Here is a 12,938-nt window from a genome sequence, read left to right as displayed (position 1 = left end):
ATGAGTAAATCAGCGCTATCGCATGGAAAGATAATAAAAAGCAGCTTTAAGGTGCCAGGGTGGGCGAAGAACCGTCATGTGCAAACCATATGGCCGCGTTTTATTCAAAAGCGGTTGCCTTTGTCTTACGACATGGAGCGTCTCACATTACCCGATGACGACTTCGTCGATGTGGCGTGGGGGCCAAAACCGCAGGAAACATCGGGTATCGTGGTGATGTTTCATGGTTTAGAAGGCAGCATTAAGTCGCATTACGCGAACGATATGATGGCTCAATTGTCAGTGAATGGTTGGCAGGTGGTGATGATGCACTATCGCGGCTGTAGCGGCGTGCCAAATTTAAAAGCGCGGGCGTATCACAGTGGAGAAACAGAAGACCCCAGCTTTTTCTTAGAGTGGCTTCACGATAAATTTCCACGAATTCCTAAAGTGGCCATCGGCTTTTCCCTTGGCGGCAACATGCTATTGAAACTGTTGGGCGAAAACCCTGCGCAAAAGTGGCTTAAGGCAGCGATTGCCATTTCTTCACCTCTTAAACTTTCTGAATGCGCTAAATCAATTAACCAGGGTTTTTCTCGCGTATATCAAAAGTATTTACTTACTAGCATGAAGGATACGCTGCGTAAGAAAATGGAGTACATCGATTATCGCAAGCTTATACAGCTAACAAAAACTGATGTGGAAGAGATCACCAGCTTTACCCAATTCGACGAGAAGATCACAGCGCCGCTTCACGGCTTTGCAGACGCTCAAGACTACTATGAAAAGTGTAGTGCGTATCACTTTTTAAGCGCGATCCACTGTCCTACACTGGTATTGCATAGCATTGATGACCCCTTTATGAATCACTTAATTGTGCCTAAGGAAGAAGAGCTTGCGCGCAACGTTACCGTGGAGCTAAGTGAACGAGGCGGTCACGTTGGGTTCATGCAAGGTTCTATATTAAATCCTAAAGTATGGCTGCACGAACGGGTGAAGCGTTTTGTAAGTGAAGCCTTACCTGTAAATACTACGTGTCGTTATGTCAGCCGCTAATGTTGATGTCCTAATAATTTACCCAAACGCTTTTTATCAGGAGTGTGAATGATAATCCCCATTGACGCGCTAGAAGCCGATACGCTTTATAGCTTGGCTGAGTCTTTTGTTCTGCGAGAGGGCACGGACTACGGCGCTGAAGAAGTTGCGCTAGATGTGAAAGTGCAGCAAGTGTTAAACAGACTTAAATCGGGTGAGGCGGTGCTGGTCTATTCAGAGCTTCATGAAAGTGTAGATATCAAAAGAAAAGAAGATATTGAGCCAAGCGAAGCTGAAGAACAATAGACACAAAAAAGCCGGGTCGAGCAACCCGGCTACCTACCTGAGGAGAGGAAGGCTTAAAACGCGTAACGTGCAGTTACCTGCATAATGTCTAAATCATCAATGATTCTGTAGTTTGCACCCACAGCCCATTGTGGCGTGATGTAATAGTTAGCGCCTACTCTAAATGTCGCTTCACCATCGTCTACATCGTAGTAGCCAACTTCACCCGCCAGCTCTACCTGCTCTGTGATCATCGAGCGAAGGCCAGCATTAATGCTGTAACCTGTTTCATCGTTTACATCACCGTCGATACGCTCTAAGTTGGCACCAAAATACGCGTCTGTTTTCGCGTTAACAGGTAAACGGTAACCCGCACCTAGTGTCAGCATATCAAAGTCAAAGTTGCCCTCTTCAAAGAAGCTATACTCGCCGTTTAGGTACCAGTTGCTGTTCAATAGGTATTTACCGTTAACGGTTAAACCGTCTGGTTCAAAAGACTCATTGTCGTCAAAGTCCATTTTGGTGTAACCACCTTCTACGTAACGCCAGTCAGGCTTGTCGGCCATAGCTGTAAGAGGAAGTGTTGCCGCAGTTAGTGCTGCTGCAATAAGTGTGAATGATTTACGCATGTGATAACTCCTTAGTATGTTCAGTAACCCACCTTGTTCACCGCAAACGTTTTCGTTGTTTAAACACGTTCTAGGTACTCTATAAAGCTCTAACCTTTTCATAATGGTTCTAGTCTTTACACAATGGCTCTAGACAGTTTGCAAAACGTGTTGCAAGTCAGTGCTTTACGACACACTGCAAAAGGCTACTTGGTTGATGAACACAAAGCCGTACTTGCCTTCATGCCATCTTTATTATTTCCGTTAAGAAATAGTGTCCGATTTATTTATCAACATGATAAATAGCAAAGCGTTTGCCAACTTCGTACTAAATCACTATTTTGATATGTCTTAATTTATCTATGTTACTAATATTTATAGATAAAATGCGTCTGGCTTTTTAGAGGCTACACATTTGAAATGTTCAAAATCAAAGTTTGATGTATTCCTAGTAAAACGTTGGCACACAAAACTGTCTCTAAAAAACAACAGTTATCCTTTTGTCTAACTCATCGGACATTTTTACAAGCCAGTGTTCTCCAATAATCCACAATGTGTGTGTTTGTAAGGCATTGTAAATTATGAAAAATATAAAAAATAACGGCGACTATTTCGTGTTGGAACAGCTTTTGCTCAAGTCTCTGTGTGTTATCCAACATTCACTTTAGCTCTTGGGCAAGGAATTCGGTTTTTCACGATATTAGTGGATAAAGAAAGGAAGAGAGCGCCTTTCTCGCGTGGCTTCAATCAATACCGTTTTTGTAAAAGACGCTTTTCAGTAAGTAAGGCGTGTAACGAGTTGTTGATGGTCATCTGGATAACCATTGTTTTCATAAGGAGAGGACAAATGGCTAAGCCAGTTTCGATTTTCGGTAAAGATTTACAAACGAATGTGCGTCAGCGCAATAAGCTGTCACACCTTCTTTTAGCGATGAGCAGTGTCATCGCATTATTTGCGTTTCATCAAGCCGGTGCAGTTGAGGTTAACAACGATAATCAGCCTCAAAAAGCATCGCCGGTTCTTCAGTCAATTATTGATGCTGCACGCCAGTCAGCGACAGAGAGCTACGAGCAGGACGATCACGGGTTAAACAGCAAGCTTAAAGAAATTGACTACACTACGTATCGTTCAATTCGCTTCAAGCCCGAGCAGAGTCTTTGGCATGACGAGAATGACTACGAACTGCAGTTTTTTCACCCGGGTTTTTTATATGAATACCCCGTCACTATCCACACTATTGGTGAAAGCAATAAGCCTGAACGCCTAGCGTTCAACAGTGACATGTTCAACTACGACGGGTCTGCGTCGGGGTTAGCTGGGCTAACGGACGAAAAGTCAGGCTTTGCTGGATTTCGCGTTCACTACCCTATCAAGAACGAAGAGTACAAAGACGAATTTGCTGTATTTTTGGGGGCATCGTACTTCCGTCTTGTAGGTAAAAATCAAGTGTACGGTATCTCTGCACGAGGTCTTGCGATTGATACGGCGCTAGCCAAAGGCGAAGAGTTCCCCCACTTCACTGAGTTCTGGGTCATAGAACCGAGTGAGGGTAAACCTATTACTGTTTATGCGCGTCTTGAAAGCCCTTCTGTAGCGGGCGCGTACAAATTTGTTATACAGCCTGATATTGATACCAGCGTTAAAGTAGAGAGTTGGTTATTTGCCAGAGATGACGTGAGCAAGCTAGGCATTGCACCATTTACCAGTATGTTCTTGTATGGCGAGAACACAGAAAAGCGTCATGACGACTATCGTCCAGAGGTGCATGATAGTGACGGTGTGCTCATGGTAACTCACGCTGGTGAAGAAATTTGGCGTCCACTGACTAATCCTGCACGCCTTCAAGTCACGTCACTTAGCGACGCAAACCCTAAAGGATTCGGCATGCTTCAACGCGACGGCGAATGGGATAATTACCTCGACGCAGAGGCCAATTACCATATACGCCCAGGGCTATGGGTGACGCCAGAAGCTGGTTTTGAAAAAGGCCGATTAGAAGTCGTCGAAATTCCAACTAAATCCGAAATACACGACAATATCGTGGCTTTTTGGACGCCTGAAAAGCCATTCAATTCGGGCGAATCACTGTATTTCGCTTACGAGCTTAAAACCGTAGAACAAAATCCGTTTGTCAGTGAACTGGCCTCAGTAGTACGTACCCGCCAAGGCAAGGCTGTGTTGCCGGGTGACGAGTTTAAAAACGACAGTCTAAATACGACACGACAGTTCAGCGTGGACTTCAGCGCGCCTTCTGCCATTGCTTTTGATAACGAGTCGATGAAGTTGGTGGTACAGGGTACTAACGGCACGATTTCTCAGCAGCGACTTTACCCCGTTGCTGATGGACAAGAGTGGCGGGCCACCTTCTTTGTTAAGCCGAAAGAAAAGCAGACGGTAGATATGCGCGCTTACATAGAGAAAGACGGTAAACGTGTGAGTGAGGTTTGGAATTATGTCTACCAACCAAAATAATCGCGCTTGCGCAGCGGTATCGGACGAGGCTAAAGCCGTGCCTCAGGTTAAAAGTGATGGCACTGCACGTGCTTCACATTTCATCTTAAAAGGAGAGCATATGCGTTTGTTTATCATGGCAATGCTAGTTATTCCAAGCACGGCACTGGCCGGTTGGAGTTTGTACGAAATCTTTTTACCTAACGGCCTTACCAACCTAGAGATTGCACAGCTGGGGTTGGGGCTAACCCTGTTCGCATGGTTGTGTATGGCGTTTTGGACAGGCATTATCGGTTTCTTTTTACAGCTTTTTAACGTCGACCCGTTGAGCTTGTGCAGAAATCAAACGCCTCCTGATGCTACTACTCCATTAACGCAAAAGCACGCCGTGGTCATGCCGGTTTATAACGAAGATACCCGCCGTATTATGGTGGGGTTTGAAGCTTGTATTCGCGAATTAATGGAAAGTGACAACAGTTCTAAATTCGACTTTTTCATGCTCAGCGACACCCGCGATATGGAAAAAGCGGATGCAGAGCTACGTGCCTTTACCCGTTTGAAAAAGCGTTTAGGTGCCTTCTCTAGTCAAGTGTTTTATCGTCGTCGCGAACAAAACCTGCACAGAAAAGTGGGTAACCTTAAAGAGTTTTGTGAACGCTGGGGTGCAAACTACGAGTCAATGATTGTATTAGATGCCGACAGCGTAATGACTGGAGAGCGCATGCAAGACTTGGCGCGTCGTATTGAGCAAAACCCTGATACGGCGTTAGTGCAGACCATTCCAATGCCGGTACGTCAAAACACCTTCTTTGGTCGTTTTGTGCAGTTTGCTGCTCATCTTTACAGCCCAATGTTGGCGACAGGTCTATCGTTTTGGCAAACAGACAGTGCAAACTATTGGGGGCACAATGCCATTATTCGTATTGCACCATTTATGCAGCACTGCGGGCTACCTACCCTTGAAGGGCGCGCGCCTTTTGGCGGTGAAATTTTAAGTCATGACTTTGTTGAGGCTGCCCTACTGCGCCGTGCTGGCTGGCAGGCCTACTTGCTTACCGACACCACGGGCAGCTATGAAGAAGTGCCAAGTAACATTGTTGACTACGCAATTCGCGACCGTCGTTGGGTGCAGGGCAACATACAGCATTTAGGGTTATTGAACGTTAAAGGTCTTAAAATGGCAAACCGCCTGCACTTCTTATTTGGTGCGTTTGCGTACATCTCTTCACTCATACTATTTTGCATGTTGGCGCTAGGCACAGCAGATGCGTTAATTCGCGCCACATCGGTGCCGGAGTTCTTCGTGTCTGAATACCAGCTGTTCCCTAGTTGGCAGGTAGCGCGCCAAGACATGATGATGGTAACCATGTGGGGTACGGCGGCCTTATTATTCTTGCCTAAACTTCTCGGTATTACTTTAGCTTTAATAAAACGTCGTGGCGAATTTGGTGGCGCGTGGTCTTTGCTTAAAGGGGCAGCAATTGAATTAACTATGGCCGTGCTTATTGCGCCGCTAATGATGTTCTATCACAGTTATTTTGTAATTAGCGTTTTTGTTGGCCACTCTGTTAAATGGGAAGCGCAAGAGCGTGAAGGGCGCAAAGTGCCATGGAAAGTTGCAATTAAACACACGCAAATTATGAGCTGTTTAGCGGTAGCGTGGGGCGTAACTACCTTCTACTTCACCCCGTCGCTATTTATGTGGTTGTTACCCGTATTAGTAGGCATGGTGTTAGCGGCGCCGGTTATCCGCTTAACAAGCAGCGATAAGCTGGGCATAGCCATGCGTAAGTGGGGCGTGTTTGTCATTGACCAGGAAGTGAATGAGTGTAAAGCACTTAAGCGTTTACGCGTTGCAATGGGGTATTTCGCTATATCACAGCACAAGGCAGAAGTACCTGCGCTTCCTGATAACGTGTGGCAGAGCATGCCAGAGCAAGTACTAAGTCAAAAGCCTTTGCCTATGCGTCACAGGCTTCCTAACAGCGCATAATAGACTCACAGTAGATATCAAAACAAAAAAACCGCACATGTGTGCGGTTTTTTATTGCGTTTAGTCACGTGCCACCTAGCTTTTTATCGATAGACGGCGGCAATAACAATGTTTTATTGAGTAAACGTAACTGAAAACGTTACGGGTACTGTTGTTGTTATGCTCTTAAGCCCTGCAATTTTTTGAAGTGCAGCTACGCCTTCAGCAAGTCCAAAAGACTCTGCTTTAATTAACGTTGGTGACGTGGTGATACGGTAAGCGTATCGTCGTTTACTTTACTTGCTTTAACAGCAAATGACGTAGGAACGGCTTTTCCGTGCAACATCAAAATACCGTCTACCTTCCCGTTAACAACTTGGCCCGATTTCAGGTTCATCATCGACTCAGGCAAGTTGGCCTCAAATGTCGCTTGTGCAAACTTGGTCACGTTGAACAGCATCTCTTGCATTCGCTTGTTGCGAATATCAATGGCTGTATTCACTGACGATAAGTCAACTGCCACGTTAAGTTTGCCACCGTCAGACAGCGTACCATCAAAGCTATCAAACTTATGTACTTCGGTGACTTGTGCATTCTTCGTCGATAAGAAGTGTAGTGCACTTGTTTCGCCGTCTATTGACCAATCGGCTGCGGCGGGAAATGCTAGCCCACATGCGAGCAATGCTGCAGACAACGTGCGAATACGTGTAGTCATCATAGGTTACTCCTTTTACTTTTTGGTTCCATCTGGCTTGATTTAACCACTACCAGAGTAATGTGGCCCAGCAACATTACTACGCTATTATACGTAGGTTAACACGCTGCGCTAAGTAAATTATTACGCGCTAGTGCTGATGTGGGTTTACGAAGTCATCATACTGGACTACATCTTGCCATGGCACCCTTTGATCGCCCATTACCACAAAATCTGGGTTCTCTAGCGAATGACGCTGATTGTAGGTAAGAGGTTCGAAGTTAGCGGCGGCAATACTCCCACCCGCTTCAGAAACAATGCATTGCGATGCGCCAGTGTCCCATTCGCCGGTAATACCGATGCGCATAAACACATCAGCTTTTCCTTCGGCAATAAAGCAGGCTTTCAGGGAACAGCTTCCCAATGGAAGCGTTTGATATACGCGCTTGGCGCACATTCTGCTGAGCACTTTTTCTCTCGACTGACGACGGCTTATTGCAATCATCACCACACTATTTTTAGGGTCGTCTAGCTTGCGTACGCTTATTGGGTGATCACCATCAGGTGATGACTTAAACGCACCTTTGCCTTTCTGGGCGTAATATAGCGACTGCCCTGGCGGCCAAAAAATAACGCCTATTGTCGGCTCATTATTCTCTATTAGCGCAATGTTTACTGCGAAATCACCGCTTCTAGCAATGAATTCTTGGGTTCCGTCGATGGGATCGATTAACCAGTATCGAGGCCAATGCTTTCGCTCTTCTAAACTTGCGTGTTTGTTTTCCTCTGAGAGGATTGGGATATCAGGCGTCGCGGCTTGTAAGCGCTTGTTGATGATATCGTTTGCCAAATAATCTGCGCTGGTAACGGGAGACTCATCGTCTTTTTGATAAGCGTCAAACTCCCCTTTATCGTATACTTCTAATACGGCTTCACCGGCTTCGATGGCAATTTCTTTCGCAAGTTCTAGTAGGTCGGCATGGGCGTCGTCGGGCATTGTTTATTGTTCCTTAAACCACTTTTGAGCTAAAAACAGCGCGGCTATACAGCGTGCTTCTACAAAATCTTCTCGTGCAAGTAAAGCATCTGCTTCATCTAAAGGCCAGTGAATCACCTCAAGAGGCTCAGGTTCGTCGCCTTCAAGTTGCTTTGGATACAAGTCTCGAGCCAAAACAATGGTCATATTGGCGTTAAAGAAAGTGGGCGCCATGCTGACCTTATGAAGCTCCACAAGATCATTGGCCGCGAAGCCTGCCTCTTCTTGTAGTTCGCGATTAGCAGCTTCAATGGCAGTTTCGCCAGGGTCTATTAAACCTTTTGGGAAGCCTAGTTGATACGAATGTGTGCCGGCTGCATATTCGCGAATTAACACCATGGTGTTTTCATCAAGCATAGGCACTATCATTACCGCGCCCCTGTTTCCGCCAGCCATCCGCTCGAATTCACGGGTGGCGCCGTTCGAAAACTCAAGGTCTAAGCGTTCTACCCTAAAGAGTTTGCTTTGCGCAACGATTTCACGAGAATGAATTTGTGGTAACGGTTTGTTCGGATCAATTTTTGGCATGTCTATCGCTACAACTTTGTTATCATACTTGTATACAATTTCTTAGCTTACTTCATTATAAGGAAAATCGCTTGCCCTTTCTGCCCTGGAATGAAATAGAAACTGTACTGTTAGACATGGACGGCACTTTGCTGGACCTTCATTACGACAACCAGTTCTGGCTACATCATTTGCCTAAACGATTAGCACAAATAAGAGGAATTTCAGAGGCGCAGAGTCAACGTGAAATGACTGCGCGATATGAGTCAGTATTCGGGCAAATTCAATGGTATTGCTTAGATTACTGGGCTGAATCTCTTGAAATGGACTTAGAAAATGAGTTTATGCCGCTGAAGCGTGAGCTGGCACATTTGCTCGCCCTTCGTGACGATACAATTCCGTTCCTTGATGCGCTTCATGACTCAGGCAGGCAGGTGGTATTAGTGACCAATGCGCACCCAAACAGTTTGGCGCTAAAGATAGAGCATACCCAGCTTGACGCACATATCGACAACCTCATCTCTACCCATGAGTTCGGCGTAACCAAAGAGTCTCAGCTGCTATGGGAAAGATTACAGGCACGGGTAAAGTTCGATGCCCATCGCACTCTATTTGTCGATGACTCACTGCCAATTTTAAATGCGGCAAAGACATACGGTATTAAACATTTACTTGCTGTCGATAACCCTGATAGTACTTTGCCAAATCGCAATATTAGTGAGTTTCCAGCGGTGCGCGATTACCGTTTAATGCTAGAAGATATTAAGCAGAACCCTGTAGGGACTGTTTCGAAAGGACGTTTTTAAAGGACGAAAGCACATGGTTTCTGACACAATTTATGTAGGGTCGCTGAATCCGGTAAAAATTAATGCTGCGCTCAATACACTCTCTGACACACTAGAGCACGATTTCGACGCTCAGGGTATGGCTGTACCAAGCGGCGTGCCTGACCAGCCAATGAATGAAGATGAAACGCGCTTGGGCGCCATTAATCGCGTGAAGGCCATGCTTGCTCATCATCAAGGTGGTCTCACAGATGCGTGGTATGTGGCAATTGAAGGTGGTGTGGATGTATTTGAAGATGGTCCTGCTACCTTTGCCTATGTGGCGATATACCATGAAGGTCACTGGTCGGTAACGCGAAGTGCAAGCTTGCCTCTTCCTGTAAGCGTATATCAGGCACTGCAGCGTGGCGAAGAGCTAGGGCCGGTTATGGACAAACTCTTTGATACGGTAAACATAAAGCAAAAAGGGGGGGCTATTGGTTTGCTTACTCTTAATCACGCCTCGCGACAAAGTGTTTATGAAGTAGCGTTAACGCTTGCTATGGCAAAGTTCCATTTCCCCGACTTATACACTGACTAGTGTTGAACCTCTTGTGCTGTGCAACAAGGCGCATTACACCGTTAATCAAACAGAGTGCCGCAAGGGTATCCTTACTTAGGAAAAATGATAAGGCGATCGCAACGGTCGCCCTGAAATCTTTACTTCGATAGGTAATCTTTTCTGGATCCTTTCTGATACTTTCCATTACTTAGGCTTTAAGTTATGTCTATGTTATTGAAAATGTGTTGAAAAATATTTTTTGACACCTTGGCTTTTTAGTTGCACTTCTTTCAGACCAAACGGAATAAGGAGAGTGACAATGAGTGAGACAATCAATACCTACAACCCTGCTACAGGTGAAAAGATCGATCATTATCATTTGATGTCAGCCGAGGACGCCGAACAAGCTGTTACCCGTTCACAAGAAGCCTATTTGAACTGGCGCCGTACGTCATTTGAGACCCGCGCAGATTTATTTAATAACCTTGCAAACCTGATGGAAGAGCGAATTGACGATCTCGCCAGCCTGATGACCCGGGAAATGGGTAAGGTTACCGCGCAAGGAAAGCAAGAAGTGCAGCTATGCGCTGAAATATGCCGCTATACGGCCGAGCACGGCGCTTCAATTTTGGAAGACGAACATCGCATTTTCGAAGGCGGTCGAGCAATCATTACGTATCAGCCAATTGGCGTTATTCTTGGCATCCAGCCGTGGAATTTTCCGTTGTACCAAGTTATTCGTTATAGCGCCTCAAACATAATGGCGGGTAACACCACGGTACTGAAACATGCTAAAAACGTGTTTGGTATGGCGCAAGCCATTCAGCAAATGTACGAAGATGCTGGCTTTCCTAAAAATGTTTATCAGTCGCTGCTAATTGATGGCAGCACGGCAAGTGACTTAATCAAGCACAAATACGTTCGCGGCGTTACTTTTACCGGGAGTGACGAAGTAGGTAAAGAAGTCGCTAAGGAAGCTGCAAGCTTGTCTAAGAAAACCGTAATGGAGCTTGGTAGTAACGACGCCTTTTTGGTGTTAGAGGATGCGGATATCGACCATGCTGTAGAAATGTGTATCCAAGGACGGGTTATTAATAACGGTGAAACCTGTGTGGCGGCTAAACGCTTTGTTATTGTGGATAGCGTCTATGAAGAATTCCGAGACAAATTTGTGGCGCAGTGTAAAAAGCTAAAAGTTGGCGACCCCACAAACGAAAACACGGATTTGGGCCCAATGGCGAGAGAAGACTTGCGCGATGAACTTCATGAGCAAGTGAAAAAGTCGCTAGAAAACGGCGCTACGCTATCACTGGGTGGAGAAATTCCAGACTCTGATGGTTATTTCTACCCAATTACGGTGCTGGAAGATGTATCGCCAGGTATGCCCGCTTATGATGATGAGCTATTTGGACCAGTTGCGTCGCTCATTCGCGTGCGCGACGACAAGCAAGCCATGGAAGTAGCAAATGATTCACGTTATGGCTTGGGCGGCGGTATCTTCAGTACAGATACCGACAAAGCAATAGCATTGGCGAAAGATGAATTTGATACCGGTATGGTTAATATCAATGGGTACTCTTTGGCACAACCAAACTTACCTTTTGGTGGTGTGAAAGACAGCGGTTACGGTCGTGAGCACGGAGGCTATGGTATGCGTGAATTCGTCAATATCAAAACTATCATGGTTGCTGAGAAATCGGCCGAGTAGTGCACTTCGGTAAGAAGCAATGAGAAGAAAGGCGAACTTGGGTTCGCCTTTTTTGTTTTGCTGTACGCCCTATTCATTAAGGTAGTCGCACAGTCAAGTCCATGTAATTGAAAACAGTCAGGCCAAAAAACAGTGCGCAGTCAACTAGGCTGAATAGTTTCGTCCGGGCAAACGGTCTTTTAATCAAATATCTGTGTATTAATGAGTAGGGAATAACATAAGGCGATGGTTATGACGGTTATAAATAAACGGTTAAGTAATGCAAGATCAGGCATTGGGCTTACAAGGCAGGACAAACAGCGCGGTAGAAAACAAACTGCGTTTTTTTGCGCTATGACAACCACTGCTATTCTATCGTTCTCGGCTTTAGCGCAGCCGTTGTCTCAACCATCAACTACATCAGACGATGCCGGCCTAAGCACCAGTCCTATGGGTTGCCATAACGTTTCAGTGCAAATATTAGGGTCGGGTGGACCTGAATTGGATGACGGCAGAACATCTAGTGCCTATGTGGTTTGGGTAAATGGCAGCGCCCGCGTGTTGGTAGATGCTGGAAGCGGAAGCAGCGTTCAGTTTGGCGCTGCGGGGGCGACGTTTGAATCGTTAGAAGTTATCTTGCTTTCCCACTTACACACCGATCACTCCGCCGATTTGCCAAGCTTTGTGAAAGGTGGGTATTTCACCGATCGCGAGAAAGATTTAATAATAATGGGGCCAGAGGGCAACGACATTATGCCGTCCACAAACGCCTATGTGTCGTCGTTAATAGGGAAAAACGGCGCGTTTAAGTATCTATCTTCTTACACCATAGAAGGCCAAGATGACTATACGATATCCACAAAAAGCATCGGGGCCACAACCTTTGAACAACCGTTTAAACGCAATGTAAACGATAGCGTCAGTGTTGAGGCAATGACGGTGAACCACGGGCCTATCCCAGCATTAGCGTGGAAGGTCAAGGCCAATGGCTGCGAGGCGGTATTTTCAGGCGATACCAATGATAAACAAGGAAACCTTGCTCGTTTTGCTAAAAACGCGGACCTTTTGGTGCTACACAACGCCATTGGTGATGACGCGGGTCAGGTTGCTAAGAACTTGCATATGACGCCGACTCAGATTATCGACATTGCCGCGCAGTCAAACGCTAAGCAAATAGTGTTGTCTCATATTATGAAACGTAGCGAACCGGGTCTTGATGCACTTACTGAGGCGATTACTGTTGTAGCTGAAGGTCGAGTATATGCCGCTGAAGATTTAATGAACATTACCCTGTCTGAACAGGAGTAAAATAAGCGTAAACCGTCTGCGATACACGGTTTACGCTTTTATAGAGGTT

12 protein-coding genes are annotated in these 12,938 nt (G+C 45.8%); 8 read left to right on the top strand and 4 right to left on the bottom strand.

Annotated elements, in window-relative coordinates; translation table 11 throughout:
• Together MASE_RS19025 and MASE_RS19020 are read left to right on the top strand one after the other, a co-directional pair.
• Entirely contained in the window at positions 1-1,035 is a 1,035-nt protein-coding gene (locus MASE_RS19025; RefSeq protein ID WP_014951329.1) for a hydrolase, read from the top strand.
• 48 nt (positions 1,036-1,083) lie between these two features.
• Complete coding sequence (locus MASE_RS19020) at positions 1,084-1,320, top strand: YheU family protein (protein ID WP_014951328.1); 237 nt, start codon at positions 1,084-1,086, stop codon at positions 1,318-1,320.
• Between the two features lie 53 nt (positions 1,321-1,373).
• Here the strand turns inward: MASE_RS19020 and MASE_RS19015 are convergent, their stop codons facing one another.
• Positions 1,374-1,928 carry an outer membrane beta-barrel protein gene (locus MASE_RS19015; RefSeq protein ID WP_014951327.1) on the bottom strand — a complete coding sequence of 185 codons (555 nt, stop codon included), beginning with the start codon at positions 1,926-1,928 and terminating at the stop codon, positions 1,374-1,376.
• Between the two features lie 826 nt (positions 1,929-2,754).
• Between MASE_RS19015 and MASE_RS19010 the strand changes: the two genes are divergently transcribed.
• Both MASE_RS19010 and mdoH read left to right on the top strand, forming a co-directional pair.
• On the top strand, positions 2,755-4,380 hold the full coding sequence (locus MASE_RS19010; RefSeq protein ID WP_014951326.1) for an OpgD/OpgG family glucan biosynthesis protein: 1,626 nt from the start codon (positions 2,755-2,757) through the stop codon (positions 4,378-4,380).
• Positions 4,361-6,352: a glucans biosynthesis glucosyltransferase MdoH gene (gene mdoH, locus MASE_RS19005; protein ID WP_014951325.1), complete on the top strand. Its 1,992-nt coding sequence runs from the start codon at positions 4,361-4,363 to the stop codon at positions 6,350-6,352. The genes MASE_RS19010 and mdoH overlap by 20 nt, the downstream gene beginning before the upstream one ends.
• Before the next feature lie 229 nt (positions 6,353-6,581).
• On the opposite strand, the gene MASE_RS19000 is transcribed toward mdoH, so the two are convergent.
• The 3 genes from MASE_RS19000 to nudE form a co-directional block, all read right to left on the bottom strand.
• Positions 6,582-7,049, bottom strand: a complete 468-nt coding sequence (locus MASE_RS19000) for a YceI family protein (protein ID WP_014951324.1) — start codon at positions 7,047-7,049, stop codon at positions 6,582-6,584.
• Between the two features lie 127 nt (positions 7,050-7,176).
• Entirely contained in the window at positions 7,177-8,022 is an 846-nt protein-coding gene (gene cysQ, locus MASE_RS18995; RefSeq protein WP_014951323.1) for a 3'(2'),5'-bisphosphate nucleotidase CysQ, read from the bottom strand.
• Between the two features lie 3 nt (positions 8,023-8,025).
• The gene (gene nudE, locus MASE_RS18990) at positions 8,026-8,589 is read right to left on the bottom strand and encodes an ADP compounds hydrolase NudE (protein WP_014951322.1); all 564 of its coding nucleotides are present in this window, start codon (positions 8,587-8,589) and stop codon (positions 8,026-8,028) included.
• 71 nt (positions 8,590-8,660) lie between these two features.
• On the opposite strand from nudE, the gene yrfG reads away from it, so the two are divergent.
• The 4 genes from yrfG to MASE_RS18970 all read left to right on the top strand — a co-directional run bounded on the left by yrfG (position 8,661) and on the right by MASE_RS18970 (position 12,889).
• Positions 8,661-9,374, top strand: coding sequence for a GMP/IMP nucleotidase (gene yrfG / locus MASE_RS18985; protein WP_014951321.1), 714 nt, complete (start codon positions 8,661-8,663; stop codon positions 9,372-9,374).
• Between the two features lie 13 nt (positions 9,375-9,387).
• Complete coding sequence (gene yjjX, locus MASE_RS18980) at positions 9,388-9,933, top strand: inosine/xanthosine triphosphatase (protein WP_014951320.1); 546 nt, start codon at positions 9,388-9,390, stop codon at positions 9,931-9,933.
• A gap of 280 nt (positions 9,934-10,213) precedes the next feature.
• Positions 10,214-11,602, top strand: a complete 1,389-nt coding sequence (locus MASE_RS18975; protein ID WP_014951319.1) for an NAD-dependent succinate-semialdehyde dehydrogenase — start codon at positions 10,214-10,216, stop codon at positions 11,600-11,602.
• A gap of 231 nt (positions 11,603-11,833) precedes the next feature.
• A complete protein-coding gene (locus tag MASE_RS18970) occupies positions 11,834-12,889 on the top strand; it encodes an MBL fold metallo-hydrolase (protein WP_014951318.1) in 1,056 nt (351 codons plus the stop codon).
• Positions 12,890-12,938 lie beyond the last annotated feature (49 nt).

It is taken from the genome of Alteromonas macleodii ATCC 27126 (assembly GCF_000172635.2).
GTDB classification, from domain to species: Bacteria; Pseudomonadota; Gammaproteobacteria; order Enterobacterales; family Alteromonadaceae; genus Alteromonas; species Alteromonas macleodii.
The sequence above is the reverse complement of the archived record's forward strand: the minus strand, read 5'-3'. Positions and strand labels throughout refer to the sequence as shown.

Bases quoted from the DNA above. Each gene is read 5' to 3' on its own strand.
- MASE_RS19025 (WP_014951329.1), top strand. From the start codon at position 1: ATGAGTAAATCAGCGCTATCGCATGGAAAGATAATAAAAAGCAGCTTT.
- MASE_RS19010 (WP_014951326.1), top strand. From the start codon at position 2,755: ATGGCTAAGCCAGTTTCGATTTTCGGTAAAGATTTACAAACGAATGTG.
- nudE (WP_014951322.1), bottom strand. From the start codon at position 8,589: ATGCCAAAAATTGATCCGAACAAACCGTTACCACAAATTCATTCTCGT.
- MASE_RS19015 (WP_014951327.1), bottom strand. From the start codon at position 1,928: ATGCGTAAATCATTCACACTTATTGCAGCAGCACTAACTGCGGCAACA.
- cysQ (WP_014951323.1), bottom strand. From the start codon at position 8,022: ATGCCCGACGACGCCCATGCCGACCTACTAGAACTTGCGAAAGAAATT.
- MASE_RS18975 (WP_014951319.1), top strand. From the start codon at position 10,214: ATGAGTGAGACAATCAATACCTACAACCCTGCTACAGGTGAAAAGATC.
- MASE_RS19020 (WP_014951328.1), top strand. From the start codon at position 1,084: ATGATAATCCCCATTGACGCGCTAGAAGCCGATACGCTTTATAGCTTG.
- mdoH (WP_014951325.1), top strand. From the start codon at position 4,361: ATGTCTACCAACCAAAATAATCGCGCTTGCGCAGCGGTATCGGACGAG.
- MASE_RS18970 (WP_014951318.1), top strand. From the start codon at position 11,834: ATGACGGTTATAAATAAACGGTTAAGTAATGCAAGATCAGGCATTGGG.
- yjjX (WP_014951320.1), top strand. From the start codon at position 9,388: ATGGTTTCTGACACAATTTATGTAGGGTCGCTGAATCCGGTAAAAATT.
- MASE_RS19000 (WP_014951324.1), bottom strand. From the start codon at position 7,049: ATGATGACTACACGTATTCGCACGTTGTCTGCAGCATTGCTCGCATGT.